Annotated in this window: 25 protein-coding genes and 1 tRNA gene; 8 read left to right on the top strand and 18 right to left on the bottom strand. The window is 74.3% G+C overall.

Annotation, left to right across the window (positions count from 1 at the left end; translation table 11 throughout):
* Nucleotides 1-5 precede the first annotated feature (5 nt).
* The 5 genes from MODMU_RS06290 to MODMU_RS06270 all read right to left on the bottom strand — a co-directional run bounded on the left by MODMU_RS06290 (nt 6) and on the right by MODMU_RS06270 (nt 5,791).
* Nucleotides 6-1,955, bottom strand: a complete 1,950-nt coding sequence (locus tag MODMU_RS06290; RefSeq protein WP_014739362.1) for a potassium transporter Kup — start codon at nt 1,953-1,955, stop codon at nt 6-8.
* A 99-nt stretch (nt 1,956-2,054) separates the two neighbouring features.
* Nucleotides 2,055-2,348: a putative quinol monooxygenase gene (locus MODMU_RS06285; RefSeq protein WP_014739361.1), complete on the bottom strand. Its 294-nt coding sequence runs from the start codon at nt 2,346-2,348 to the stop codon at nt 2,055-2,057.
* Nucleotides 2,349-2,424: 76 nt separating this feature from the next.
* Nucleotides 2,425-3,630, bottom strand: a complete 1,206-nt coding sequence (locus MODMU_RS06280; protein ID WP_014739360.1) for an HNH endonuclease signature motif containing protein — start codon at nt 3,628-3,630, stop codon at nt 2,425-2,427.
* Nucleotides 3,631-3,841: 211 nt separating this feature from the next.
* A complete protein-coding gene (locus MODMU_RS06275; RefSeq protein WP_014739359.1) occupies nt 3,842-4,921 on the bottom strand; it encodes an NAD(P)/FAD-dependent oxidoreductase in 1,080 nt (359 codons plus the stop codon).
* Between the two features lie 42 nt (nt 4,922-4,963).
* Nucleotides 4,964-5,791 (bottom strand): SDR family oxidoreductase, encoded by an 828-nt coding sequence (locus MODMU_RS06270; protein WP_014739358.1) that lies wholly within the window; start codon nt 5,789-5,791, stop codon nt 4,964-4,966.
* Between the two features lie 102 nt (nt 5,792-5,893).
* Here MODMU_RS06270 and MODMU_RS06265 point away from each other — a divergent pair, with 102 nt between their 5' ends.
* The gene (locus MODMU_RS06265) at nt 5,894-6,808 is read left to right on the top strand and encodes a helix-turn-helix domain-containing protein (protein ID WP_014739357.1); all 915 of its coding nucleotides are present in this window, start codon (nt 5,894-5,896) and stop codon (nt 6,806-6,808) included.
* Here the strand turns inward: MODMU_RS06265 and MODMU_RS06260 are convergent.
* A complete protein-coding gene (locus MODMU_RS06260) occupies nt 6,724-7,551 on the bottom strand; it encodes a helix-turn-helix transcriptional regulator (protein WP_014739356.1) in 828 nt (275 codons plus the stop codon). The genes MODMU_RS06265 and MODMU_RS06260 overlap by 85 nt on opposite strands.
* A gap of 102 nt (nt 7,552-7,653) precedes the next feature.
* Between MODMU_RS06260 and MODMU_RS06255 the strand changes: the two genes are divergently transcribed.
* Both MODMU_RS06255 and MODMU_RS06250 read left to right on the top strand, forming a co-directional pair.
* A complete protein-coding gene (locus MODMU_RS06255; RefSeq protein ID WP_041796059.1) occupies nt 7,654-8,349 on the top strand; it encodes an SDR family NAD(P)-dependent oxidoreductase in 696 nt (231 codons plus the stop codon).
* Nucleotides 8,350-8,643: 294 nt separating this feature from the next.
* Nucleotides 8,644-9,372 (top strand): GAF and ANTAR domain-containing protein, encoded by a 729-nt coding sequence (locus MODMU_RS06250; protein WP_041795003.1) that lies wholly within the window; start codon nt 8,644-8,646, stop codon nt 9,370-9,372.
* A gap of 12 nt (nt 9,373-9,384) precedes the next feature.
* On the opposite strand, the gene MODMU_RS06245 is transcribed toward MODMU_RS06250, so the two are convergent.
* From MODMU_RS06245 to kdpF, 6 genes are all read right to left on the bottom strand, one after another.
* Nucleotides 9,385-10,017 (bottom strand): hypothetical protein, encoded by a 633-nt coding sequence (locus tag MODMU_RS06245; protein WP_014739353.1) that lies wholly within the window; start codon nt 10,015-10,017, stop codon nt 9,385-9,387.
* Nucleotides 10,018-10,203: 186 nt separating this feature from the next.
* Nucleotides 10,204-10,276 (bottom strand) — tRNA-Ala (locus MODMU_RS06240).
* 104 nt (nt 10,277-10,380) lie between these two features.
* The gene (kdpC, locus tag MODMU_RS06235) at nt 10,381-10,989 is read right to left on the bottom strand and encodes a potassium-transporting ATPase subunit KdpC (RefSeq protein ID WP_014739351.1); all 609 of its coding nucleotides are present in this window, start codon (nt 10,987-10,989) and stop codon (nt 10,381-10,383) included.
* Nucleotides 10,989-13,040, bottom strand: a complete 2,052-nt coding sequence (kdpB, locus tag MODMU_RS06230) for a potassium-transporting ATPase subunit KdpB (RefSeq protein WP_014739350.1) — start codon at nt 13,038-13,040, stop codon at nt 10,989-10,991. Before kdpB ends, kdpC begins: the two co-directional genes overlap by 1 nt.
* The gene (gene kdpA, locus MODMU_RS06225) at nt 13,037-14,740 is read right to left on the bottom strand and encodes a potassium-transporting ATPase subunit KdpA (RefSeq protein WP_014739349.1); all 1,704 of its coding nucleotides are present in this window, start codon (nt 14,738-14,740) and stop codon (nt 13,037-13,039) included. The genes kdpB and kdpA overlap by 4 nt, the downstream gene beginning before the upstream one ends.
* On the bottom strand, nt 14,740-14,817 hold the full coding sequence (kdpF, locus tag MODMU_RS30280) for a K(+)-transporting ATPase subunit F (RefSeq protein WP_014739348.1): 78 nt from the start codon (nt 14,815-14,817) through the stop codon (nt 14,740-14,742). Before kdpF ends, kdpA begins: the two co-directional genes overlap by 1 nt.
* Before the next feature lie 264 nt (nt 14,818-15,081).
* Here kdpF and MODMU_RS06220 point away from each other — a divergent pair, with 264 nt between their 5' ends.
* Nucleotides 15,082-15,696 carry an SNARE-associated domain-containing protein gene (locus tag MODMU_RS06220; RefSeq protein ID WP_014739346.1) on the top strand — a complete coding sequence of 205 codons (615 nt, stop codon included), beginning with the start codon at nt 15,082-15,084 and terminating at the stop codon, nt 15,694-15,696.
* Nucleotides 15,697-15,739: 43 nt separating this feature from the next.
* On the opposite strand, the gene MODMU_RS06215 is transcribed toward MODMU_RS06220, so the two are convergent.
* Nucleotides 15,740-16,162 (bottom strand): VOC family protein, encoded by a 423-nt coding sequence (locus MODMU_RS06215; protein WP_014739345.1) that lies wholly within the window; start codon nt 16,160-16,162, stop codon nt 15,740-15,742.
* 10 nt (nt 16,163-16,172) lie between these two features.
* Nucleotides 16,173-16,607: a helix-turn-helix domain-containing protein gene (locus MODMU_RS06210; protein ID WP_014739344.1), complete on the bottom strand. Its 435-nt coding sequence runs from the start codon at nt 16,605-16,607 to the stop codon at nt 16,173-16,175.
* 116 nt (nt 16,608-16,723) lie between these two features.
* Here MODMU_RS06210 and MODMU_RS06205 point away from each other — a divergent pair, with 116 nt between their 5' ends.
* A complete protein-coding gene (locus MODMU_RS06205; RefSeq protein ID WP_051144136.1) occupies nt 16,724-19,240 on the top strand; it encodes an ATP-binding protein in 2,517 nt (838 codons plus the stop codon).
* Nucleotides 19,237-19,911: a response regulator gene (locus MODMU_RS06200; RefSeq protein ID WP_041795002.1), complete on the top strand. Its 675-nt coding sequence runs from the start codon at nt 19,237-19,239 to the stop codon at nt 19,909-19,911. The genes MODMU_RS06205 and MODMU_RS06200 overlap by 4 nt, the downstream gene beginning before the upstream one ends.
* Nucleotides 19,912-19,983: 72 nt before the next feature.
* Here the strand turns inward: MODMU_RS06200 and MODMU_RS06195 are convergent, their stop codons facing one another.
* The 4 genes from MODMU_RS06195 to MODMU_RS06180 all read right to left on the bottom strand — a co-directional run bounded on the left by MODMU_RS06195 (nt 19,984) and on the right by MODMU_RS06180 (nt 24,166).
* On the bottom strand, nt 19,984-20,793 hold the full coding sequence (locus tag MODMU_RS06195) for a M23 family metallopeptidase (protein WP_014739341.1): 810 nt from the start codon (nt 20,791-20,793) through the stop codon (nt 19,984-19,986).
* Nucleotides 20,794-20,982: 189 nt separating this feature from the next.
* On the bottom strand, nt 20,983-21,645 hold the full coding sequence (locus tag MODMU_RS06190) for an SCO family protein (RefSeq protein ID WP_014739339.1): 663 nt from the start codon (nt 21,643-21,645) through the stop codon (nt 20,983-20,985).
* Nucleotides 21,642-22,379: a YcnI family copper-binding membrane protein gene (locus MODMU_RS06185; RefSeq protein ID WP_014739338.1), complete on the bottom strand. Its 738-nt coding sequence runs from the start codon at nt 22,377-22,379 to the stop codon at nt 21,642-21,644. Before MODMU_RS06185 ends, MODMU_RS06190 begins: the two co-directional genes overlap by 4 nt.
* Before the next feature lie 26 nt (nt 22,380-22,405).
* The gene (locus MODMU_RS06180) at nt 22,406-24,166 is read right to left on the bottom strand and encodes a copper resistance CopC/CopD family protein (protein ID WP_231851773.1); all 1,761 of its coding nucleotides are present in this window, start codon (nt 24,164-24,166) and stop codon (nt 22,406-22,408) included.
* 152 nt (nt 24,167-24,318) lie between these two features.
* On the opposite strand from MODMU_RS06180, the gene MODMU_RS06175 reads away from it, so the two are divergent.
* On the top strand, nt 24,319-24,936 hold the full coding sequence (locus MODMU_RS06175) for a DUF47 domain-containing protein (RefSeq protein WP_014739336.1): 618 nt from the start codon (nt 24,319-24,321) through the stop codon (nt 24,934-24,936).
* Between the two features lie 6 nt (nt 24,937-24,942).
* The gene (locus MODMU_RS06170) at nt 24,943-25,944 is read left to right on the top strand and encodes an inorganic phosphate transporter (RefSeq protein ID WP_014739335.1); all 1,002 of its coding nucleotides are present in this window, start codon (nt 24,943-24,945) and stop codon (nt 25,942-25,944) included.
* The last annotated feature ends 2 nt before the right edge of the window (nt 25,945-25,946 follow it).

Genomic DNA, 25,946 nt, shown 5'->3' with positions numbered 1-25,946 from the left:
TGCGGTCAGACCTCGACGTCGCTGCCCATCGTCACCGTGGAGTCCGGCGGCAGGCCGAAGTAGGCGGCCGGGTTGGCCGCGGTGTGCGCGAGCCCGACGAACAGCGCCTTGCGCCAGGGCGCCATGCCGGGTGCCGGCGTCCGGCGGATCGACCCGCGGGACAGGAAGTAGGAGGCGTCGTCCAGGTCGGCGTTCGGCGGCTCGATCATCCCGGCGGCGTGCGCCTGGCGGAGCGCCGCCGGCAGGTCCGGCGGGTCGGCGAACCCCAGCGTCACCGAGAGGTGCTGGATGCCGTCGTCCTCGTAGCCGAGGTCGTCGACGGCGAGCCTGTCCTCCAGCGGCACGTGCGGCACGTTGGCCGCACCCATCGACACGATGACCACCGTCTCGTGCAGCACGTGGTTGTGCTGGGCGTTGGCCCGCAGCGCGAGCGGCACGGTCTCCTTGCTGGGGTGCGGGAACACCGCGACGCCGCGAACCCGGGGCTTGCCGTGGTGCCGGACCTCCTCGACGAAGTCGGCGAGCGACCCCTCCATGGTGCGGCGGTTCGCGCTGACGATCTCCCGGCCGCGCCGCCAGGTGGTCATCACGGTGAAGACCAGGACGGCGATGAGCAGCGGCAGCCACCCGCCGTGCAGCACCTTGGACAGGTTGCCGGCGAGGAAGACCAGCTCCACCCCGCCGAACGCGACCGCGGCGAGGGCGAGCTTCCACGGCTGCCAGTGCCACAGCACCCGGGCGACGATGAGCAGCAGCAGCGTGTCGACGACCAGCGCGCCGGTGACCGAGACGCCGTAGGCGGTGGCGAGCCGCTCGGAGGACCGGAAGCTGAGCATCAGCACGAGCACCCCGACGAACAGGATCGCGTTGACGCCGGGCAGGTAGATCTGGCCGCTCTCCTCCTCCGAGGTCTGCCGCACCGTCAGCGGCGGCAGCAGCCCGAGCTGCATCGCCTGCCGGGACAGCGAGAAGGCACCGGAGATGACGGCCTGGCTGGCGATCACCGTCGCCGCGGTGGCGAGCACGACCATGGGGATGCGCGCCCAGTGCGGGAACAGCAGGAAGAACGGGTTGGTGGCGGCACCGGGGTGGTGCAGGATCAGCGCCGCCTGGCCCAGGTAGTTGAGCACCAGAGCCGGGAAGACGAGGAAGAACCAGGCCTTGAGGATCGGCTGGCGGCCGAAGTGCCCCATGTCGGCGTAGAGCGCCTCGGCCCCGGTGATCACCAGGACGACGGCGCCGAAGGCGACGAACGCGATCCCCGGGTGGTCGATGACGAAGAGCAGGGCGTAGGTCGGCGAGAGCCCCTTGAGCACCTCCGGGTGCGGGAGCACCTCGCTCAGCCCGCCCACCGCCAGGGCGGCGAGCCACAGCGCGGTGACCGGCCCGAACAGCCGGCCGACCCGGCCGGTGCCGAACCGCTGGGCGGCGAAGAGCAGGGTGAGGATGACGGCCGCGATGGGCAGGACGACGTGGCTCAGGCTCGGCGCCGCGACCTCGAGCCCCTCGACCGCCGACAGCACGCTGATGGCCGGGGTGATGACCGAGTCGCCGTAGAACAGCGAGACCCCCACGACGCCGATGAGCAGCAGCCACTTCGTCGGTCGACCGCGGTCGCCGTAGAGCCGGCGGGCGAGCGCGGCCAGGGCCATGACGCCGCCCTCGCCGTCGTTGTCGGCGCGCATCACGACGCCGACGTACTTGATCGACACGATCAGCGTGATCGACCAGAACATCAGCGAGATGACGCCGTAGACGTCACCCGGCGTGGGCTGCACGGCGCCGTCGTCGATGGAGAAGACGGTCTGCAGGGCGTAGAGCGGGCTGGTGCCGATGTCGCCGAACACGATGCCGAGCGCGGCGAGGACCAGTCCCCGCCCGGCGTGCGCCGACCGCGACCGGTGCGGGGGCTGCGCGTCCTCCGCGGCCTCCGGGGTGGCGACGGACTCGGTCACGAGTCACTCATTGGTTGCACGACGAACCAGTGTCGTCCCACCGGCTGTGCCGCGCTCCGCGGGATCACCCCGGCGGGTCAGCCGGCGGGCGACCCGGCCTCAGGAGACCGGGATCAGCGGGTGGATCGCGGGGGCCGCGGCGAGCGCGTCCCCGGCGGCGCCCAGCGCCGCCTGCACGTGCTCGGTCTGGAGGTGGGCGTCGAGGTCGCCCTGCGCGCGCCAGCGCTCCTGCGTGACGAAGGTGCCGGGCGTGGCAGCGGACTCGAACAGCTCGTAGCCGAGGCAGCCCTCCTCGGCCAGCGTGGGGGCGACCAGGGCGGTGAGCGCCTGGCGCACCAGGTCCTCCTGACCGTCCTTGGCGACGAGCACCGCGACCACCGACAACTCGGACACAGCGAGCTCCTCACGTTGGGTTGCGCACCACCAGCCGGCGGAGCGTATGCCCTACGTGGCCATCCGGCCGGGTCGATCAGATGAGGAGCGGTGGTCCGATGAGGATCTCGGTGCCGTCGGGGCGCCAGGTGTGCCATCGCCCGCCGGGATCTCGTTCGATCCGGAACCCGTGGTGGACCTTGGTGTGGTGGCGTTCGCAGAGCAGCCCGGAGTTGTCCAGGCTGGTCTCCCCGCCGTTGATCCAGTGGATGAGGTGGTGGACGTCGCACCAGTGCGTCGGGGCGTCGCATCCGGCGAACACGCAGTGCCGGTCCCGCTGCTCCACCGCCTTCCGTAGACCAGGAGTGACCACGCGGTGGTCTCGGCCGAGGTCGAGGAGCTCCCCGTCGGGGGTCATGACGATGCGGGAGATGCTGCCGTCGCAGGCCAGCCAGCGGGCCCGCGCGGCCGAGATCTGCGACCCGAACCCGGTGCGGGCCGCACCGGGGCCGGTGGCGGGGTCGACGAAGTCGTCCATGTCCAGGCCGAGCACCACGTGCGGCTTCTGGGTCCGCAGCGTCGGCAGGTTCCCGGCGGCCAACTGGTTGTCGACCAGCTGCACCAGGGCATCGGCCTGCTGCTGGGCCCGGGTCCGGTCATCGCCCTTGGGGCGGGAGGCCTGCACGATCGACTCGATCCCGGCCAGCACCTTCTCGATCCCGACCGCATCCAGGTCGAACCGACCCGTCCCGCTGCCATCAGCGTGCCGAGTGACAGTGAACCGCCGTCCCTCGGTGGGGTCGGGCTCGGCCCCGTCGGGGTCCAGGGCCTCCCGGTAGTGGTGCACCACCTGCTGCAACCGCGCGTGGGACTCACTGTGCGCGACAACGACCAGCGCCTGGTCGATGACGCCCAGGTCCACGCCCTGCGCGTCGGCGGCGGCCCGCGCCGCGTCGTCCGCGATCGGCGCGATCGCCGCCACCTGAGACGCGGTCACCGTGCCCTCGGCAAACGCCGCCGCGGTGGCCGGCAGATGCTCCAAGGCCCGACCTGAGCGCACCATCCGGCCGGCTTCGCCGGGGGTGAGATGGCCGTGCCCGCGCAGCCAGGACTGCGCGGTCTTCTTGCCGTCATGCTCAGCCGCGCCGGTGGCGTCAGCGTGCCGGACGGTGCGGGTCAGCTCCGCGGCGACCCGATTGGCCAGTTGCAGCAGCGCCGCCGTGCGCGCCAGGACCGCACCCGGCGGCAGAGAGAAAAGGTCCTCAGCAGCGAGGGCGTCGAGCGCGGACTGCAATTCGCCCACCGGACACCTCCCGCCATGTCTTCGAACACCTGTACGAAGTCTAGCGGAAAAATGACCGCCTCACGACCTGAATCCCCAGGTCAGGCGCCTGTCCACAAGTCCGCAGACGCCCGTGACAGGGCACCCAGAACGGGGCCGGACCACCCAAAGCGCGCCTTTGGCGGCCTCCGAAAACGCGCCTTTGGCGGCCAGGGGGCAGGGGGCGCGGTGGTCAGGCGGTGAAGCGGTCGGGGCGGAAGTCGTCGAGCAGCGGGCTGGGGGCACCGGTGACGATCTCCTCGGCGAGCAGCTCGCCGGCGATGAGACCGAGGGTGGCGCCGCTGTGCGTGAAGGCGACGTGCAGGCCGTCGACCCCGGGCACGGCACCGAGCACCGGGTACCCGTCGCCGGGGATGGGCTTCCGGCCCACGCCGCACGACTCGGCGCTCAGCACGGGGTGGCCGGCGAGCACTGCCGACGCCTCCCGCAGCAGGCCCTCGACCGTCGAGTCGCGGACCTCGAAGGTGCCGTCGTCGCGGGCGACCACCTCCTCCTCCGCCCAGCCGGCGTCGAGCACCAGGCCGCCGCCGGGCGCCGGTCGGACCGCGACCCGCGGGGTGTTGAGAACCGCGCGCAGCCGGTGGTCGACCGGCGGCGTGCGGACCAGCAGCGCGTTCGTCGTCCCGTCCGGGACGTCGACGCCGAGCTCGGCGAGGCCGGCGGGGACGGCGGCGCCGGTGGCGAGCAGGACGGCATCGGCTCCGTGCACCGATCCGTCGCCGGTGCGGACGCCGGTCACCCGGCCGCCGGAGACGACCGGCGCGCAGCGGCCGGCGTCGGTGCGCAGCTCTCCCCCGGCGTCGACCAGGTCGTGCACCAGCTCGTCGACCAGCGACGGCAGGTCGACCCAGCCCTCGCCGGGGTTGAGCAGGGCGCCCTCGGCCGGGATGGCGGCCGGAGCGACCCCGGGCACCCGACGGGCGACGTCCTCGGGCAGGAGCCACTCGGCCGGGTAGCCGGTGGTGCGCTGGTGCTCGAACGACTCCCGCACGCCGTCGCCCCAGCGCAGCCCGCCGTCGAAGCGCACGGAGGCGTCCGCAAGCGCCCGGTACCGCTCGAGCCCGAGCGCCCGCAGCCGGTGGTAGGCGGGCGGGTGGGCGCCGGCGGAGTTCAGCCAGGACAGCGACCGCCCGGACGCACCGCTCGCCAGCCGGCCGTCGGTGACCAGCGTGACGCCAGCTCCACGTGCCGCCAGCTGCGCCGCGGCCGACGTCCCGAGCACTCCCCCGCCGATCACCACCACCGACACCACGGCTCCAGGTTGCCACCCCGTCCGGGCCCGGACAGGGCGACCTCAGGCGTCGGTGGAGAAGGCGACGTCCCGCTGCGGGCGCACGGCCGCGAGCCGGGCCTCGAGCACCTGGGTCACCGCGGTCCACGCGTCGCTCCCCAGCACCAGCCGGAGCGGCGCCGGGCTCTGGTCGACGCTGGCGATCATCGCTGCGGCCATCCGCGCCGGGTCGCCGACCACCCCCGGAGGTCCGCCGTCGCGGAAGGCGCGCACCGCCGCGGCGGGTGAGCCGTCGTAGGCGTCCAGCGGCTCGGCGAAGCGCAGCCCGCCGTGGCCGAAGTCGGTGCGCGCCCCGCCCGGCTCGACGATGGTGACCCCGATGCCGAACGGTGCGACCTCGGCGGCGAGCGCCTCGCAGAAGCCCTCGACACCCCACTTGGTGGCGTTGTAGAGCGACGAGCCGGGCCAGGCCACCTGCCCCGCCGACGACGAGAGCTGGAGGACGCGGCCGCCACCGGCAGACCGCAGGTGCGGCAGCGCGGCGCGGATCAGCTGGATCGAGCCGAGCAGGTTGGTGTCGAGCTGGTGGGTCACCTGCTCGTCGGTCAGCTCCTCCGCCGCGCCGAACACCGCGTAGCCGGCGTTGCTGACCACCACGTCCAGCCGGCCGAACCGGGCCTGCGCGGCGTCGACGACCTCGCGGATCCGGTCGGTCTCGGTGAGGTCGAGGGGGTGGACGGAGAAGGCGTCGCCGTACGTCTCGACGAGGTCGGCGACCGCGTCGGGCCGCCGCACGGTGCCGGCGACGCGGTCGCCGCCGGCCAGGAGCTGCTCGGCGAGCTCCCGGCCGAAGCCGCTGCTCACCCCCGTGATGAGCCAGGTCAGTGTCATGCCCCGACCCTCCGCGAGCCGCAGCACCCGAGCCAGGTCCCTGCCGAGAGGGGTGCCGGCAGGGCCACCCGGTCCGGGGCCGCGCCGACCTATGGTCGAGCGGTGGCGGAGAACCTGATCGGTGAGTACCTGCGCGCCCGCCGCGAGCAGGTGCGCCCTGAGGACGTCGGGATCACGGCGACCGGCTCCCGCCGGGTCGCCGGACTGCGCCGCGACGAGCTGGCGATGCTGGCGGGCATCAGCTCCGAGTACTACACCCGGCTGGAGCAGGGCCGCGACCGGCACCCGTCGGCGCAGGTGCTCGACGCGGTCGCCCGCGCGCTCGGCCTGGACGCCGCCTCGACGGCGCACCTGCACGACCTCGCGGACCCCGCGCCCCGGCGGCGGCGCACGCAGCGCCGCACCGAGGTGCTCCGCCCGAGCATCGCGCAGCTACTGGGGGCGTGGGAACGGACGCCCGCCTTCGTGCAGGGTCGCCACCTCGACGTGCTCGCCGCCAACCCGCTGGCCGTGTCGCTGTCCCCGCTGTTCACCCCGGGCACCAACCTGCTCCGCGCCGTCCTGCTCGACCCCGGCGCCCACCACGTCGGGCCGGAGCAGGAGGCGACGGCCGCCGAGCTGGTCGCCGTCCTCCGTCGCGCCGCGGGCCCGGACGTCCACGACCCGCGGCTGACCGAGCTGGTCGGCGAGCTGTCGGTCCGCAGCGAGCTGTTCCGGCGGCTGTGGGCGCGGCACGACGTGCGCCGCCACCCCGGCGGCGGCACCTACCGGCTGCGGCACCCGCAGGTCGGCGACCTGGAGCTGCGCTACGACAAGTTCACCGTCGCGGACGCCGAGGACCAGGTGTTGGTCGTCTACCAGGCCGAACCCGGCTCCCGGTCGGCCGAGGCCCTCTCCCTGCTCTCGTCGCTGTCGGCCTCCGCCGCCGGCGGTCAGGTCGAGGTGACCTCGGCCAGCCCCACCGTCCGGATCAGGTCGAACCGGGACGCGTCCTCCGTGCCGGGCTCCGCGGTGTAGGCGACGATGCGCAGGTCGGTGCCGATAGCGGTGAGGACGTCGCAGTCCAGCGTCACCTCGCCGACGAGCGGGTGCACGAAGGTCTTCGACTGGAACCGGTGCTCGACGACGGTGCCCTCGGCCCACAGCTGCGCGAACCGGTCGGACGCCCGGAGCTCGGCCAGCAGCGTCCGCAGCGACGGGTCGTCGGGGTAGCGGATGAGCGCCGTCCGCAGGTCGGACACGAGCGCGCGTTCGTGCCTCTCGTGCTCGTCGGGGTCCCAGACGACCTGCGGTGCGGTGCCGGCGAACTGGGCGAGGACCAGGTTGAAGCCGGGGCGCATCGGCCCGAGCAACGCCACCCACGCGGCGTTGGCGGTCAGCAGCGTCCAGTGTGCGGTCCAGACGCCGACCGCGACGTCCGGCAGCCGGGCCAGCAGCCGCTGCACGCTGGCGGGGATGTGCGTCGGGACGGCGCTGGGCAGCGGGGCGGGCAGGCCGGCGGCGAGGTGCAGCTGGTCGCGTTCGAGGTCCGACAGCTGCAGCACCCGGGCCAGCGAGGCGACGACCTGCGCCGAGGGCCGCTCCGCGCGCCCCTGCTCGAGCCGGACGAGGTAGTCGACCGACACCCCGGCCAGCAGGGCGACCTCCTCGCGGCGGAGGCCGCTGGTGCGCCGGTTGCCGGCGGGGAAGCCGACCGCCGCCGGCTGCAGACGCTCCCGCCAGGCGCGCAGCAGTGCGGCGAAGTCCCCTCGATCGACCATGCGCCCATCGTCGTCCACCGGGACCCGGTCTGGGTGGTACTGCTGGTCATACGGTCGAACGGGCCCACCGGGTACCGCCCGGACGGGGTGAGAGTCGTGGCCATGACGACGACATTGATCACCGGTGGCAACAAGAGCCTGGGCTACGAGACGGCCCGCCGGCTGAGGGACGGCGGGCACCGGGTGGTCATCGGCGCCCGCGACGCCGAGCGCGGGCAGCGGGCGGCCGAGGAGCTGGGCGTGGAGTGGGTGGAGATCGACGTGACCTCCGACGAGTCGGTGGCCGCGGCGGCGAAGGAGGTGCGCGAGCGCTTCGGCGGCCTGGACGTGCTGGTCAACAACGCCGGCATCTCGGGGCCCTTCGCCGCGATCGACGAGTTCGACGGACCGGCCGTGCTGGCCGTCCTGGACACCAACACGGTGGGCGTCGTCCGGACGACGCACGCCTTCCTCCCGCTGCTGCGCGAGTCGGCGGCGCCGGTGGTCGTGAACGTGACCAGCGGGCTGGGCTCGTTCACCGTCCGGTCCGACGAGACGCGCATCGAGCACTCGCTGCCGACGCTCGGCTACTCGGCCAGCAAGGCGGCGGTCAACATGCTCACCTCCGTGTACGCGCAGTTCCTCCCGGAGCTGCGGGTGAACACCGTGGACCCGGGCTACACCGCGACGGACTTCAACGGCCACTCCGGTCCGCAGACGGTCACCGAGGGCACCGACGCGATCGTGGCGATGGCGTCCATCGGCGCGGACGGACCGACCGGCACCTTCACCGACCGGCACGGCGCCGTCGGCTGGTGAGGGAGGCTGCCCACCGGCGGCGTCCGCGAGGGGTCCCGGTGGGCGGTCTGGCCAGCGAGCTGCTGCACTGGCCAGACCTGGCCAGGCGCCCAGGCTCGGGCGACCAACGTGCCGCTGACTGTCCGCTCATCCGGAACCGAGTGCCAGTCCGCGGCGCGAACCACCGGCGGGCGGCCCGATCGGGAGTAGGTTGACGGTGTTGGACGCGTCGCACAACCGGCGCACGTTCGCGGGGCCTCATCGCGGGGCCTTCGCCGAGGCCGCCACCCCGGTGCACACCACCGGAGCCGACCCATGCCCAGCAGCAGACCTCGCAGCGCCCAGGCCGGGCGGGCCCTCGACGAGCTCGGCCGGATGTCCCTGCGCCAGCACTCGATGGAGTCCGTGCTGCAGGCCGTCGCCGACCTGAGCAAGCAGGTCATGCCCGGCACCCCGGAGACGTCGATCTTCGTGCAGGACAGCCACCGCAGGATCACCGTCGCCTCCACCGGCCAGCTCGCCGTGGCCCTGGACGAGGAGCAGTACTCCGACGACCACGGCCCGTGCCTGCACGCCGCGAGCACCGGGGAGCTGACCGAGGTCCCCGACACCCGCGTCGAGGGGAGGTGGACCGACTACATGCGGCGGGCCGTCGAGCACGGCAACCTCAGCTCGCTGTCGGTGCCGCTGGTCATCGACGACGACGTCTCAGGGGCGTTGAACATCTACGCCCGCCAGGCGCACGCCTTCGACGACGACGCCCGGGAGGCCGCCACCATGTTCGCGCCCTACGCGGCGGTGGCCCTCGGCAACATGCACGACTACCAGGCCGCTCGGGACCTGGCCCGCAACCTGGAGGTCGCCCTGGAGTCCCGGGCGGTGATCGACCAGGCCAAGGGCATCCTCATGGAGCGGCACCGGCTGACCGCCGACCAGGCCTTCCAGCTGCTGGTCCAGGTGTCGAGCCGGACCAACGCGAAGCTGCGCGGCATCGCCGAGGAGCTGGTCCGCACCGGCGAGCTGCCGGCGTCCGGCCCTCGCTGACCGACCCGGGGCTCAGCCCTCGGTCACGGGTTGCTCGGCGGCACCGCGGTAGACCGCGGCCTGCCGGCGCGACGTCTGCGCGCTGTCGCGGTCACCGGCCGCTGCCGCCCGGTCGGAGGCGGCCGCAGCCCGGTCCGCGGACGCGGCCGCGCGGTCGTCCGCGGCGCCGGCCAGGAACTGGTCGGCGTGCTGGAGGTCCACGCGCAGCCCGGAGCGCTGGATGCCGGCGGCGAGGACGTCGGCGAACTGCACGTCGAGCAGCCGCAGGACCTCGCGGAGCAGGGCCAGGAGGGGCTCGTCGGCACCCGAGTCGATCGCCTCCTGGACGGCCTCGGCCGCCTGCTGCAGGTGCACGTGCTGACGGGCCTCCTCGACGTCGGAGGCGTTGAGCTGCCGGGTGATCTCCCGGATCCGCTGGTAGGCCAGCTCCTCCCGCCGGCGCGCGTCGGTCACCAGCGCGTCGGCCGCCTCGTCGCGGCCACGAGCGACGTCGTCCCGGTCAGCGGCCCGCCGGTCGGCGTCCTGGGCGCGGTCGTCCCGCTCCTCCGCGGCGACCCACCTCTCCCGGGACCGGATCTCGTGCTCCCACGGGGTCTCCGCACCGGCCGCGCCGCCGGGTCCGTCGCCTGCTGCTGACTCGTCCACGTTCCCCTCCGTTGGACCCGGAGCCGGTCGACGTCCTGCTCCTCGGCACCGCTGCCGCTGCACCAGGATGCCCAGGGCCGGGCCGACCCGCCGGTCGAGGACCACGGCCCGCTGGGACCAGCACGTCGAAGGGTGCGGGGAACGAGTCAGGCCGCCCTCCCGAGGAGGACGGCCTGATCATCGGGGTGGAGCTGAGGGGACTCGAACCCCTGACCCCCACACTGCCAGTGTGGTGCGCTACCAGCTGCGCCACAGCCCCTTGCCGACCCGGTCTGGTGTGTCCGAGCCGTTGACAACCATACAGACCCCCACGGCGGCGCCCGGCGAGGGGTCCCCTCCCGGGCGCCGCGTGTCGGGAGCCGCTCAGCCCGCCGTGCCGAACTCCCTGTCCAGCGCCAGGTTGAGCGCCAGGACGTCGACCCAGGGCGCGCCGATGACGCCGAGGTCGCGGCCGTGCGTCGCCCCGCCGACCAGCGCCGTCACCTGCTCGGCAGGCACCCCGCGGTCGGCCGCCACCCGGGCGACCTGGAGCGCCGCGTAGGCCGGCGAGATGCCCGGGTCGAGACCGGACGCCGACGCGGTCACCGCGTCGGCCGGAACGTCGGCGGCCGGGACGCCGTTGAACGACGCCACCGCGGCCCGGCGCTCGGCGACCAGGTCGACCAGCTCCGCCGAGTTCGGCCCCAGGTTGGAGCCCCCCGACGCGGCGCCGTCGTAGCCCGACGCCGAGGGCCGCGACTGGAAGTACTGCGGCAGCGGGTCGCCGGCCGCGTCGACGAACGCCTGGCCGACCAGCGACGACCCGACGACGGCACCGTCGACGCGCACCAGCGACCCGTCGGCACGGCCGGGCGCCACCAGCTGGGCGAACCCGGTGACCAGCAGCGGGTACACCAGCCCCAGCACCACGGTGGCCAGCAGCAGGGCACGGACGGCGGCCACCAGCTGGCGGCCCGAACGGAGGGTGGACATCACGCGATCCCGGGGATCAGAGAGACGAGCAGGTCGATGAGCTTGATCCCAGCGAACGGCAGCAGCACGCCGCCGACGCCGTAGACCAGCAGGTTGCGGCGCAGCATCGCCGACGCCGACGAGGGCCGGTAGCGCACGCCGCGCAGCGCCAGCGGCACCAGCGCCACGATGATCAGCGCGTTGAACACGACGGCCGAGAGGATCGCCGACTCCGGCGAGTGCAGCCGCATCACGTTGAGCGTGTCCAGCCCCGGGAAGACCCCGGCGAACATGGCCGGCAGGATCGCGAAGTACTTCGCCAGGTCGTTGGCGATGGAGAACGTGGTCAGCGACCCGCGGGTGATCAGCAGCTGCTTGCCGATCTCGACGATCTCGATCAGCTTCGTCGGGTCGGAGTCGAGGTCGACCATGTTGCCGGCCTCCTTGGCCGCCGACGTCCCGGTGTTCATCGCGACGCCGACGTCGGCCTGGGCGAGCGCCGGGGCGTCGTTGGTGCCGTCCCCGGTCATCGCGACCAGCCGGCCGCCCTCCTGCTCGCGGACGATCAGCGCAAGCTTGTCCTCCGGCGTCGCCTCGGCCAGCACGTCGTCGATCCCGGCCTCCGCCGCGATCGCCCGCGCGGTCCGCTCGTTGTCGCCGGTGATCATCACCGTCCGGATCCCCATCCGGCGCAGCTCCTCGAACCGCTCGCGCATGCCGGCCTTGACGACGTCCTTGAGGTGGATGACCCCCAGCACCCGGGCCCGCTCCCCCACCGACTCGGCGAGCAGCAGCGGCGTCCCGCCGGCGGCCGAGATGTCGTCGACGACCGACCCCACCTCCGGCGGCACCGGACCGTCCAGCGAGCGCACCCAGGTGAGCACCGCACCGGCGGCGCCCTTGCGCAGCTGCCGGCCGTCGGGCAGGTCCACCCCGCTCATCCGGGTCTGCGCGGTGAACGGCACGAACACCGCGTCGGCCACGGACCGCTCGCGCAACCCGTACGCCGTCTTCGCCAGGACGACGATGCTGCGGCCCTCCGGCGTCTCGTCGGCCAGCGAGGCGAGCTGCGCGGCGTCGGCCACCTCGCCCTCCGGGACCCCGCCGACGGCGAGGAACTCCGACGCCTGCCGGTTGCCCAGCGTGATGGTGCCGGTCTTGTCCAGCAGCAGGGTGTTCACGTCGCCGGCCGCCTCGACCGCGCGGCCGCTCATCGCCAGCACGTTGCGCTGCACCAGCCGGTCCATGCCGGCGATGCCGATCGCGGACAGCAGCGCCCCGATGGTGGTCGGGATCAGGCAGACGACCAGCGCGATGAGCACGGTGATCGACTGCGGTGCCCCCGAGTAGACGGCCAGCGGCTGCAGCGTCACGACGGCCAGCAGGAACACGATGGTCAGCGAGCTGAGCAGGATGTTGAGCGCGATCTCGTTCGGCGTCCGCTGCCGGGAGGCGCCCTCGACCAGCGCGATCATCCGGTCGACGAACGTCTCCCCCGGCTTGCTGGTGATCTCCACGACGATCCGGTCGGACAGCACCGTCGTCCCGCCGGTGACCGCGGACCGGTCCCCGCCGGACTCCCGGATCACCGGCGCGGACTCCCCGGTGATCGCCGACTCGTCGACGCTGGCGATGCCCTCGACGACGTCGCCGTCGCCCGGCACCACCTGGCCGGCCACGACGACGACCCGGTCACCGGGGCGCAGGTCGGCGGCAGCCCGTTCGGACCCGTCGAGCAGGACCGCGACGGTGGTCTGCCGGGCCTGGCGCAGCGTGTCGGCCTGCGCCTTGCCGCGTCCCTCGGCGACGGCCTCGGCGACGTTGGCGAACAGCACCGTGAGCCACAGCCAGCCGGTGATCAGCCAGCCGAACACCGACGGGTCGAGCACGGCCAGCACGGTGGAGAACACCGAGCCGACCCAGACGACGAAGACGACCGGCTGGCGCACCAGGCCCCGCGGGTCGAGCTTGCGCACCGCGCCGGCCAGGGCCGGGCCCCAGTCGACGGTGGCGCGCTGGGGTGCGCGGGGTGCGCGTACCTCGGGAGGACGACGATCGAGCGCCGCGGTCATGACAGTCCTTCTGCGAGGGGTCCGAGGGACAGGACGGGGAAGTAGGTGAGCCCGACGACCACCAGGACGACGGCCGCCAGCAGCCCGACGAACAGCGGGCGGTGGGTGGGCAGCGTCCCGGCGGTGACCGGGGTGCGGCCCTGGGCGGCGAGCCGGCCGGCCAGCGCGAGCACGAACACGATGGGCAGGAACCGGCCGAACGCCATCGCCAGCCCGAGCGCGACGTTGTAGAAGGGCGTGTCAGCGCTCAGCCCGGCGAACGCCGAGCCGTTGTTGTTGGCCGCCGAGGTGAAGGCGTACAGCACCTCGGAGAGGCCGTGCGGGCCGTCGTTCAGCATCGAGCTGCGCCCGGCGTCGACCGACATCGCCACCGCAGTGCCGACGAGCACGATCGCCGGGGTGGCCAGCACGTACAGCGAGGCGAGGGTCATCTCGCGGCGGCCGAGCTTCTTGCCCAGGTACTCCGGCGTGCGGCCGACCATCAGCCCCGCGACGAAGACGGCGATGACGGCGAGCACGAGCATCCCGTACAGGCCCGAGCCGACCCCGCCGGGCGCGACCTCGCCCAGCATCATGTCGAACATCGTCAGCAGCCCACCGGCGGGCGTGTAGCTGTCGTGCAGCGAGTTGACCGCCCCGGTCGAGGTCAGCGTGGTCGCCGTCCCGAACAGCGCCGACAGCGGGCCGCCGAAGCGGACCTCCTGCCCCTCGGTCGCGGCGCCGGCCAGCTGCAGCGCGGCTCCCCCGGCCCGGGCCTGCGCCCAGCTGGTCAGCGCCAGCGAGGCGGAGGCCAGTGTGGCCATCACGCCGAGGATCGCGTACCCCTGCCGCCGGTCCCCGACCAGCCGGCCGAAGGTGCGCGGCAGCGAGAACGGGACGGCGAGCATCAGGAAGACCTCGAACAGCGAGATCCAGGCGCTCGGCCCCTCGAACGGGTGCGCGGAGTTGGCGTTGAAGAAGCCGCCGCCGTTGGTGCCCAGCTGCTTGATCGCCTCCTGGGAGGCGACCGGCCCGCCGGGCAGGAACTGGGTCGCGCCGGACAGCGTCGTCGCCTCGGTGCCCGAGCCCAGGTTCTGCACCACCCCGCCCAGCACCAGGACGACGGCCGCCAGCACCGACAGCGGCAGCAGGATGCGGGTCACCGCGCGGGTGATGTCGACCCAGGCGTTGCCCAGCCGGTCGGTGCGGGTCCGGGCGAACCCGCGCACGAGGGCGACCGCCACCGCCAGGCCGACCGCGGCGGAGAGGAAGTTCTGCACCGCCAGCCCGGCCATCTGCACCAGGTGGCCCATCGTCGACTCGCCCGCGTAGCCCTGCCAGTTCGTGTTGGTCACGAAGCTGACCGCGGTGTTCCACGACGAGCCCTGCTCGACCGCGGGCATGCCGTTGCCCAGCGGCAGCCACTGCTGCACCCGCTGGAGCAGGTACAGGAACAGCACCGAGACCAGCGAGAACGCCAGCACGCTGCGCAGGTAGGTGGGCCAACGCTGCTCGGCGTCGGCGTCGACCCCCACCGCCCGGTACACCAGCCGCTCGACCCGCCAGTGCCCCCCGCTGTTCCGCCGAGAGCGCGCCTTCGGCGGAAGAGGGGGGTCCGTGCTGAACGCCCGGGCCATCGCGTCGCCCAGCGGGCGGTGCACCAGGGCCAGCGCCAGCACCAGCAGGCCGACCTGCAGCCAGCCGGCTGCCGCGGCGCTCATCAGAACCGCTCCGGGAACAGCAGCGACGCCAGCAGGTAGAGCACCAGCGCCACGGCGACCGCGAGCCCGACCCACATCACAGCCGCTCCACCCCGCGCACGGCGAGGGCCAGCAGTCCGAAGACCACCAGCGTCAGGAGCACGTAGACCACGTCGGTCACGTCAGGAGCACCTTCATCCGGTCCGGGCGGACGACCTGTCGTCGTCCACGTCCGGGCGGCGACGCTAGGCGCGGGCCGGGTGCCGGCAGCCGCTCTTGACGGGTTCCTGACGGCCGCTGCCGCGTAGCTTGACGGCGTCCTGACGCCACCGTCCCTGGGGCGGCCGTCCCGGGAGGGCACCGTGCTGACGACGCTGCTCGACACCGTCGGCAGCTGGCCTGCCGCGGCGGTGCTGGCCGTCGGCGGGCTGGTGCTGTTCCTGGAGACCGGCGTCGTGGTCGGCGTCCTGCTGCCCGGCACGACGACGCTGGTGCTGCTCGGCCTCTGGTCCAGCGCCGCGGGCACCGCCGCGGGGCTGCCGATCGCGGTGGCCGCGCCGGCGAGCGCCGCGGGCGCCCTGCTCGGCTGGTCCCGCGGGCACCGCCGACGGGCCCTCCCCCCGACCGGGCACGGCCGGCTGCGGGCCCGGGTCGACCCGGTCGTCGTGGTGGCCCGCCGGTGGCTGTCCGCCCGGGGGTCGCTGGGCGCGGGGCTGCTCGTGGTGGCGGCGCACTGGGTGGCGGTCACCCGCACCCTCACCCCGCGGGTGGCCGGCGGCGCGGGGGTGCCGCTGCGGCTGGCCGGCCCGGCGATCGTGCTCAGCGCCACCGGCTGGGCGACCACCTTCGTGCTGCTCGCCCGCGCGCTGGGTGCGCAGGTGGCCGGCGGCGTCGGCTGGGCGACCGCCGTCGTCCTCGGCGTCCTGGTCGTCGCGCTGGCGGTGCGCTCCTGGCTGCACCACCGTTCTCCCGCCTGAGGGGCCGCGCCGGCCGGCACGACCCCTCAGGCGTCCCGCGGCGTCAGGCGGACGGCGGCGGGGTCATCTGGGCGACCCGGACGGAGTTGCCGAACGGGTCGCGGAGGCCGAAGTCGATGCCGTAGGGCTGCACGACCGGCTCCTCGGGCAGGTCGACACCGCGCTCCCTGAGCTCGGCGTGGGTCTTGTGCGCGTCGTCCGTCCGGAGGAAGAGGTGCCCGCCGCCGGCGCCCTTGGTGACCACGTCGCGCACCTGCTCGGCGACGTCCGCGCTGATCGAGGGCGGGGCCGGCAGCTCCAGCAGCACCGCGTGGTCGGGGTCGCCGGGCAGCGCGACGGTGAGGAAGCGCATCGGGCCGAACTGCTGGTCGACCTTGACCTCGAAGCCGAGCTTCCCGACGTAGAAGTCGAGCGCGGCGTCCTGGTCGAGCACGTACATGGAGGTGATGGTGATGGCGTTCAACATGGCCGGAACGCTAGGGCGGGGGCGCCGCGCCGGGCTTCTCCGAAACTGCGCCGTTCGAGCCCGGTCGCAGCCACCGCATGCCGAAGCAGCTGGGCACCGGGGCCAGCGGGCCGCGCCGGCGGTAGACGCTCGGCGGCTCCCCCACGACCTCGGCGAACACCCGGCTGAAGGTGCCGAGGCTGCTGAAGCCGACGGCCATGCAGATGTCGGTGACGGTCTGGTCGGTGGTGCGGAGCAGGAACATCGCCCGCTCGACCCGCCGCCGCTGCAGGTAGCGGTTGGGCGTCTCGCCGAACGTCGTCTTGAAGGTGCGGATGAAGTGCGCCTCGGAGACGAGCGCGATCCGGGCCAGCGCCGGGACGTCGAGCGGCTCGGCGTAGCTGCGGTCCATCGCGTCCCGGGCCCGGAGCATCCGCCGGTTGGAGTCCTCGCTCGCCCGGCTCACGGCGCCATCATCCCGGCAGCGGACCCCTCCCTGAGCACGCTCGGACGGGGTGTCTTGACGCGATCCTGACGTCCGGCCGCCCCACGGACCGGCCGCACGGGACGATCATGGGCGGCATGGCCCGCGGCTCGTTGCGCATCTACCTGGGCGCCGCCCCCGGCGTCGGGAAGACCTTCGCCGTCCTCGGCGAGGCCCACCGCCGGCTGGCCCGCGGTCAGGACGTCGTCGTCGGGCTGGTCGAGACGCACGGCCGGCGCCGCACCCTCGAGCAGCTCGAAGGACTGGAGGTCCTCCCCCGGCTCGAGGTCACCCACCGCGGCGTCACGCTGACCGAGCTGGACGTCGACGCGGTGCTCGCCAGGCACCCGGACCTGGTCGTCATCGACGAGCTGGCGCACACCAACGCCCCGGGCTCCCGCCACGCCAAGCGCTGGCAGGACGTCGAGGAGCTGCTCGCCGCCGGGATCAGCGTGCTGACCACCGTCAACGTCCAGCACCTGGCCAGCCTGACCGACGTCGTGGAGCAGATCACCGGCATCGCGCAGCAGGAGACCGTGCCCGACGAGGTGGTCCGTCGCGCCGACCAGGTCGAGCTGGTGGACATGTCGCCGGAGGCGCTGCGCCGCCGGATGGCGCACGGCAACGTCTACCCCGCCGAGCGGGTGGACTCGGCGATGGGCAACTTCTTCCGGGTCGGCAACCTCACCGCGCTGCGCGAGCTGGCCCTGCTGTGGCTGGCCGACCGGGTGGACGAGGGGCTGCGCCGCTACCGCTCCGAGCACGACATCGACCACGTCTGGGAGACCCGCGAGCGCGTCGTCGTCGCGCTCACCGGCGGGCCGGAGGGCGAGACCCTGGTGCGCCGCGCCGCCCGGGTGGCCCGCCGTAACGGCAACGGCGTGCTGATGGCGGTGCACGTGCTGCACTCCGACGGCCTGGCCGGCGCCTCGCCGGAGGCGCTCCGCGCCCAGCGCGCACTCGTGGAGAGCCTGGGCGGCAGCTACCACCAGGTCGTCGGGGACGACGTCGCGACCGCCCTGCTGCAGTTCGCCCGGGGCGCCGACGCCACCCAGCTGGTCATCGGCACCAGCCGGCGCTCCCGCTGGGCGCGCGCGGTGCGCGGCGGCATCGGCGGGGAGGTGATCGCGCGGTCCGGGGAGATCGACGTCCACATCGTCACGCACGCGGCCGCCGGGTCACCGGGCTGGCGGCTGCCGGTGCTCACCACCGCGGTCACCTGGCGGCGGCGCTGGGCGGGTCTGGCCCTGGCGCTTGGAGGCGTGCCGCTGGTGACCGTGCTGTGCCTGACCGCCGGCTCGGTGCTCTCGCTGGCCAGCGTGCTGCTGGTCTTCCTGCTGCTGGTGGTGGCGGTGGCCCTCGTCGGCGGGCTGGGCCCGGCGGTGGTCGCGGCGGTCGTCGGCGGGCTGGCGGAGAACTGGTTCTTCACCCAGCCCACCGGGCGGCTGACCGTCAACCAGGTCGACGACGTGGTGGCGCTGCTGGGCTACCTGGTGGTCGGGGTGGCCGTGGCCACGGTCGTCGACCGGTCCGCCCGCCGGGCCGTCGCCGCGGCCCGCTCGGCGGCAGAGACCGAGATGCTGGCGTCGCTGTCCCGCTCCGTCCTGGCCGGGGACCGCGCGCTGCCCAGCATGCTGGAGCAGATCCGGGAGGCGTTCGGGCTGGACGAGGTCACGATGGTCGAGCGCACCGCGGACGGCGAGCGCACCGTGGGCAGCTGCGGGCAGGCGCACGGCCGGACCGGTGACGACGTGCCGATCACCGACACCATCGCGCTGCGGCTGTGCGGCCGCCCGCTCGACGCCGGCGACCGCCGGGTGCTGGTCGCCTTCGCCGAGCAGGCCGCCGTCGCACTCCAGCAGGGCCGGCTCACCGCGCAGGCGGCCGAGGCCGACCGGCTCGCCGCCGGCAACAGCATGCGCACCGCCCTGCTGGCCGCGGTCAGCCACGACCTGCGCACCCCGCTGGCCGGCATCAAGGCCGCCTCCTCGGCGCTGCGCTCCACCGACCTCGCCCTCACCGACGACGACCGCACCGAGCTGGTCGCCACCGTGGACGAGTCCGCCGACCGGCTGACCGGCCTGGTCGACAACCTGCTGGACATGAGCCGGCTGCAGTCCGGCGCGGTCGCCCCCACGCTGGACCCCACCGACCTGGTCGCCGTGCTGGGCACCGCGCTCACCTGGCTCGACGGGCCGCAGCGGGCGCGGGTCGTCGTCCACTCCCCCGACGGCCTGCCCGCCGCGCTGGCCGACCCCGGCCTGCTCGAGCGGGTCGTGGCCAACCTGGTCGGCAACGCCACCCAGCACGCGCCGTCCGGCGTGGTCGACGTCCGGGCGGGTGTCGCCGCCGGCCGGGTCGAGCTGCGGGTGGCCGACCGCGGCCCGGGGGTGCCCGAGGCCGACCGGGAGCGGGTGTTCGCCCCCTTCCAGCGGCTCGGCGACGCCCCCGGCGGGCAGGGCGTCGGGCTGGGGCTGGCCGTGGCCCGCGGGCTGACCGAGGCGATGGGCGGCACGCTCACCGCCGAGGACACCCCCGGCGGCGGGCTGACCATGGTGCTCTCGCTGGCGCCGGCGGAGCTGCCCGCCCGGCGCGACGCGGTGGGGGCCGCATGAGCCGGGTGCTGGTCGTCGACGACGACCCGCAGCTGCTGCGGGCGCTGCGGATCAGCCTGCGCGCCGCCGGGCACGAGGTGGTCACCGCGCCGGACGGCACCACCGCCCTGCGCGAGGCCGCGTCGTCGCACCCCGACGTCGTCGTCCTGGACCTGGGCCTGCCCGACCTGGACGGCACCGAGGTCCTCGCCGGGCTGCGCCCCTGGTTCACCGGCCCGGTGCTGGTGCTCTCCGCCCGGGCCGACAGCCAGGACAAGGTGGCCGCGCTGGACGCCGGCGCCGACGACTACGTGACCAAGCCCTTCGACATGGCTGAGCTGCTCGCCCGGCTGCGCGCCGCGGTCCGCCGGGGCAGCGCCGAACCTGGGCAGGCCGTCGTCGTCACCGACTCCTTCACCGTGGACCTGGCGGCCAAGCAGGTGACCGTCGACGGCGTCGCCGTCCGGCTGACCCCGACCGAGTGGGGGCTGCTCTCGGAGCTGGTCCGCCACCCGGGCCGGCTGGTCGGCCAGCGGCAGCTGCTGCAGGCGGTGTGGGGGCCGTCCTACGAGCGCGAGACCAACTACCTGCGGGTCTACCTGGCCCAGCTGCGCCGCAAGCTCGAGCCGGACCCCGCGCACCCGCGCCACCTGCACACCGAACCCGGCATGGGCTACCGCTTCACCCCGTGATCGCCGCGTCCCGCGGCCCCCTTGCAGGGGCCCGCCGCGAGCGTGCGAGCGGTGGGGGGCAAGGGGGTCCTTCTAGACGTCGACGCCGCGGGCGCGGAGCCAGGCGACCGGGTCGACGCGCTTGCCGTCCATGCCGCCCTTGTGCACCTCGAAGTGCAGGTGCGGGCCGGTGGACTGGCCGCGGCTGCCCACCAGAGCGATCGTGTCGCCGGCCTCCACGACGTCGCCCGCCTCGACCAGGATCTTCTCCATGTGGCCGTAGACGGTGACGTCGCCGCTCACGCCCAGGATGTAGACGGCGTAGCCGAAGCCGGTTGCGGTGCCGGCACGCAGCACGACCCCGTCCTCGGCGGCGTACTCGGGGGTCATCTTCGGGGCGGCCAGATCGAGGCCCCAGTGCATGGTGCCCCAGCGCATGCAGTAGCAGGTGGTCATCCGGGCGCCGTCGATCGGCATCACGGCCTTGGGGCGGGCCGCTTCGGCGGCGGCCTCGGCCGCTGCCTCGGCGGCCTCGGCCTCGGCGGCACGCTGGGCGCGGCTGGCGGCCACCTCGTCGAGCCGGGCCTGCGCCTCGACCTCGGTGATCGCCTCCTGCGGGCTCATCTCCGGCTCGAGCATGCCCTCGGCGTCCGAGCCGAGCAGCACGGTGACCGAGAGCGGCTCCTCGGCGTCGGCCGTCGGGAGCGCCTGGGTGCCGACCACGGCGGCGGCCAGGCCACCGACGACCAGTGCCGCGAGCAGGGCGGCCGGACGGCGCCGGGCGACGGCGCTGCGGCGGGGCCGGGGGGCGGTGGGGGTCTCCGGGCCGGTGGCCGGGGAGGACAGCGGCTCGACCTGGGCTCCGCGGCTGCGGACGGTCGTGCCGGTGTGCCTCGAGCCCACGGTGCCTGCCCTTCGCTACCCGTCCGACGCCCGGGTGGGCCGGATCGGGTCTGCGACATCCAAACATCGAATGACAGACTTGTAATTCGTCGCCCGGCGTGTTCCCCCGAACACGCCGTGCAACCGTCACCGGGGTGGTCGATCCGCCCCCGGGACGTCGACCTGTCGACTCGTCGACAGCTCGACGGGTCAGCCGGCGGCGACCAGGGCCAGGTCGTGGGCGATGTCGGCGCCGGTGTTCCCGGCGTCGAAGGCGACGTCGGCCTCGCCGTCGGTGCCGTAGAGCAGCAGCAGCGACGAGTGGGTCTGCCCCATGTCCTCGGCCAGCGGCACCCCGGCGGCCAGCTGCGCCTGGTCGACCTGGGCCTGGTCGCCGGTGAGCCCGGTGAACTGGGTGGCCAGGTCGGCGTCGAACTGGTCGAGGTAGGCGCCCAGCACGGCGGGGGTGTCCCGAGCCGGGTCGGTGGTCACGAACACCACCGAGGTCTCCGCCGCGACGGCCGGGTCGACCTTGCGCAGCGCCAGCGCGACGTCGGCCATCGTCGTGGGGCAGACGTCGGGGCAGTTCGTGTAGCCGAAGAACAGCAGCGTCGGCCCCGTGCCGGTGCGGTCGGCGAAGTCGAACGGGGCGCCGGCGCTGTCGGTGAGGGTGAACTCCGGCTTCTGGTACGGGTCGGCCAGGTGCAGGCCGGCGTAGCCGCTGTCGTCGCCACCCTCCACCGTCGCCGGTGCCGAGGCGCCCCCGTGGTCGTGCCCCTCGGCCGTGGCGTCGGCGTCACCGCCGCAGCCGGCCAGCAGCAGACCGGCGGCGAGGCCGAGGGCGGCCAGCGCGGGCCGGGTCGCAGAGCTCACGAGGACACGGTACGTCGGCGCGCGGCCAGCCCGAGGCCGAGACCGGCCAGCCCCGCGAGCAGCCCCAGGACGGCGAGCACCAGGGCGACCGTGGCGGTCGTGCTGCCACCGTCGTCCGCGGGCTGGGTGGCGGAGGCCTCGGTCACGGCCCCACCGGTGGCGGCACCGTGCGCGTCGGTGCCGGCCGCGGCGGCGGTGAGCGACAGCACCGGCGCCGGGCGCTCCGGCTCGGGCTGACCGTCGACGGTCGGCTCGATCCAGGCGGCCTCGCTGCCGTCGCTGTAGGTCTGCACGACGTTGAACGTCAGCTGGTCGACGTCCGGGAACGGGCCGCCGGACAGCGCGAACTCCTGGAACTGCCCCGGCGCGATGCCGGTGCCGGGGTCGGCCTGGTAGTCCACCACCGAGACCGCCGAGTCGATGGTGTCGCCGTCGTCGGAGGTGACCGGCGGGTCGAGCGCGACGGTGGTGAGCGTGACCGTCCAGCCCGGCACCGGCTGGGCGCGCACCGAGGTCAGCGGCGTCTCGGTGGGCAGCTGGATGCGCAGGCCCACGGTGCTCGCGGCGTCGCTCTCGTTGGGCACGCTGAAGGTCACCTTGCCGTACCCGCCGGCGGCGGCGTTCGCCGAGGAGACCGTCACGTGGGCCGAGGCGATGCCGGTGCCGGCGAACAGCAGGGCGCCGGCGGTCACGAGCACCACGGGCAGCCGGCGGAGGGGGCGGAGCAGGGACAACGGTTCTCCTCGTTCTCAGGGGTGGGTCAGCGGACCGCGAGGACGGTGCTGGCGGTGACGGCGGTGAACTCGCCCAGCCGGACGGTCACGGTGAGGGTCCAGCTGCCGGCCGAGGGCAGGTCGGGGTACCCGACGTAGTGGCCGGGGCCAGCGGCGGCGAGCTCGACGTCCAGCGGGCCGATCTGCTGCGCCACCTCGGTGAGCGAGACCGCGATCTGCTGCGGCTGGGCGAGCCGGCCCTCGGCGTCGTAGAGGTACACGTGCACGGTGGTCGGCCCCGGGGTGACCGGGTCCACCGACACCTGCACGCTGCCGTTCCCGGCGCTGCCGGCGGCGGACTGCAGCGGCAGGGTGACCTCCACCGGCTCGGCCATCGACGCCGTGGCCGGCACCTGGCTGACCAGCACCGCCGACAGCGCGAGGACGACGACGGCGCCGACGCACTCCAGCAGCACCGAGCGGCGCAGCACCCCGAGCGTGGCCGGCGGGGGCTCCGCCTCCTCGGTCGCGGAGAACGCCTGGGCGACCACCCGGTGACCGGGACGGCGGCTGCGGCCCGCCCGCTGCTGCACCCAGTCCCGGCTGACCAGCGCGGCGACCAGGACCAGCAGCACCACCGCGAGCTTGGCCAGCAGCACCCAGCCGTAGCTGGTGGACACCAGCCCGGAGAACGAGCCGACCTCGCGGACCGACTGCAGCACCCCGGTGACGACGAGCGCGCCGATGTAGCCCCCGGCCAGCGTGGACCAGCGGGGCAGCGCGGCGTCCAGCTCCCGGGTCGGCGTGCTCCCGCGCAGCAGGCCGGTGAACAGCACGACCAGGCCGCCCAGCCAGCCGCACATCGCGGCCACGTGGACGGCGGAGACGGCGACGGCCAGCCCCGGCAGCGAGCCGGCGACCGGGTGCCCGACCGCGGCGACCGCCACCACCAGCCCGGCGGCCAGCAGCCCGGCGACGGCCAGCGCCGGGCCGCCGGGGCGCCGGTCGCGCCGCCAGCTCCCGGCCAGCACGGCCGCCAGCAGCACCGCCAGCGCGATCCGGGCGAGCAGCGTCCGGCCGTAGCCGGAGTCGAGGGTGGTGCCGACCAGCTGCCCGTCGAGCAGCGACCCGAGGCCGGCCGCCGCGGCGTAGGGGCCCTGCGCCAGCAGCGAGAGCGCGGCGCCGACGACGACCGCGGCCAGCCCACCCAGCGTCACCCGGCGCGACCGCCCTGACGCCCACCCGCCCGCCCAGACGGTGGCCAGCGCCAGCGGGACGCCGAGGCCCAGCGCCAGCCCGGCGTACCCGAGCCAGCGGGCCAGCGGCAGCAGCACCGCCACCCCCGGGTCGATCTCCTCCCCGCTGCCCACCGACCCGGCCGCCGGCAGCTCCCCGGTCCCGACGACGAAGGAGAAGGCGCCCGAGACCGGGTGGGAGTCCGCCGACACGACCCGGTAGGTGACGACGTAGCCGGCGTCGGGCAGGTCCGCGCGCAGCGGCACGGTGACGACGTCGTCGCGGACCTCGGCCGTGCCGGCGTCGACCCGCTCCCCCTGCCCGTCCAGCACGCGCGCGTACCCGGCGCCGAGGGAGACGTGCTCGTCGAACTCGATCGTCACCTGCGCGGGCGCGGTGCCCAGCCGCTCGCCGTCGGCGGGGCTGCTCGTCACCACCATCGCGTGCGCGGACGCCGGCGGGGCGGTGACGACGTCGAGCAGCAGTCCGGCGCCGAGCAGCGCGGACAGCAGCAGGGCGGCGGCGAGCAACCGCCGTCCGCCGGCGGCTGCCCGGGTGGTCGGACGGTGCACGTGGGGACAGTCGTCGCCCGGGCCCGTCCAGTTCCCGGAGGCGGGGACAACCCGGTGAACGGAGGATGAACGGGAGGGGACCTATGCTCCCCGAGGTCGCCATGCCCCGCGGGGAGACGGCCACCCCGTCGCCGTCACCCCCGGAGCACTGCGTGGCCTTCCGCCTGACCCCCAAGGACTCGAGCTTCTACGACATGTTCACCGTCTCGGCGGAGAACCTCGTCGAGGCCACCGACGTGCTGAGCACGTTCGTGCACGAGCACACCCGCCGCGAGGAGCTCGGCCGCACCCTGCGCGACCTGGAGCACAAGGGCGACCAGGCGACCCACGCGATCTTCCGCCAGGTGAACTCCAGCTTCGTCACGCCGTTCGACCGCGAGGACATCTACAACCTGGCCAGCGACCTCGACGACGTCATGGACTGCATCGAGGCCGCCGCGGACCTCGTGGTGCTCACCAAGCTGGGGACGCTGCCGGCGGAGATGGGCCAGCAGGTCGCCCTGCTGCAGCGCTGCGCCCACGTGACGGCGGAGTCGATGCCGCGGCTGCGGTCGATGAAGGACCTCGCCGACTACTGGATCGAGGTCAACCGGCTGGAGAACGAGGCGGACAAGCTCTACCGCCGGCTGCTCTCCCGGCTGTACTCCGGTGAGTTCGACGCGTTGGAGATCCTCAAGCTCAAGGAGGTCGCCGACCAGCTCGAGGAGGCCGCCGACGCCTTCGAGCACGTCGCCAACGTCGTCGAGACGATCGCCGTCAAGGAGTCCTGAGCCCGGATGGACGCGGCCTTCCTGGCGCTGATCGCCATCGTCGTCGTCGCCCTGGCGTTCGACTACACCAACGGCTTCCACGACGCGGCGAACGCCATCGCCGTGGCGGTGTCGACGAAGGCGCTGACCCCGCGGGCCGCGCTGGCGCTGGCCGCGGTGGCCAACCTGGTCGGGGCGCTGATCTCCACCAGCGTGGCCAAGACGGTCGGCGCGGGGATCATCGACGCGCCGACCGGCAGCCAGGGCCTGCAGCTGGTGTTCGCCGCGCTGGTCGGCGCCATCGTGTGGAACCTGATCACCTGGTACTTCGGGCTGCCGTCGTCGTCCTCGCACGCGCTGATCGGCGGGCTGGTCGGCGCCGCGCTGGCCGCCGCGCACTCGGTGCGGTGGATGGGGATCCTGGACAAGGTCGTCATCCCGATGGTGCTCGCGCCGCTGATCGGGTTCGGCCTCGGCTACCTGTTCATGCTCGCGGTGCTGTGGACCTTCCGCGGGGCCAACGCGCACAAGGCGCACCGCGGCTTCCGTTACGCCCAGATCGCCAGCTCCGCGGCGATGGCGCTGGGCCACGGCATGCAGGACGCGCAGAAGACCATGGGCATCATCACGCTGGCCCTGGTCACCGCCGGCGAGATCGACAGCTTCGACGTCCCGCTGTGGGTGGTCCTGGCCGCCGCGCTGGCGATCAGCGCCGGCACCTACGCCGGCGGTTTCCGGATCATGCGCACGCTGGGCCGGCGGATCATCCAGCTGACCCCGGCCGGCGGGTTCTCCGCGCAGACCGTCGCCTCCGGCGTGATGATCGCCACCGCCACCGTCTTCGCCGTCCCGGTCTCCACAACGCACATCACCACCACCTCGATCATGGGCGTCGGCGCCACCCGGCGGCTGTCGGCGGTCCGCTGGGGTGTGGCGGGCAACATCGTCGTCGCCTGGGTGGTGACCCTCCCCGCCGCCGGCGCGGTCGCCGCGCTCGCCTACTTCGTCACGCACGCGATCGTGGGCTAGGA

The sequence above is a fragment of the Modestobacter italicus genome, from assembly GCF_000306785.1.
GTDB lineage: Bacteria > Actinomycetota > Actinomycetes > Mycobacteriales > Geodermatophilaceae > Modestobacter > Modestobacter italicus.
Note: the sequence above shows the minus strand (reverse complement) of the source record. Positions and strands in the feature narration are given on the sequence as shown.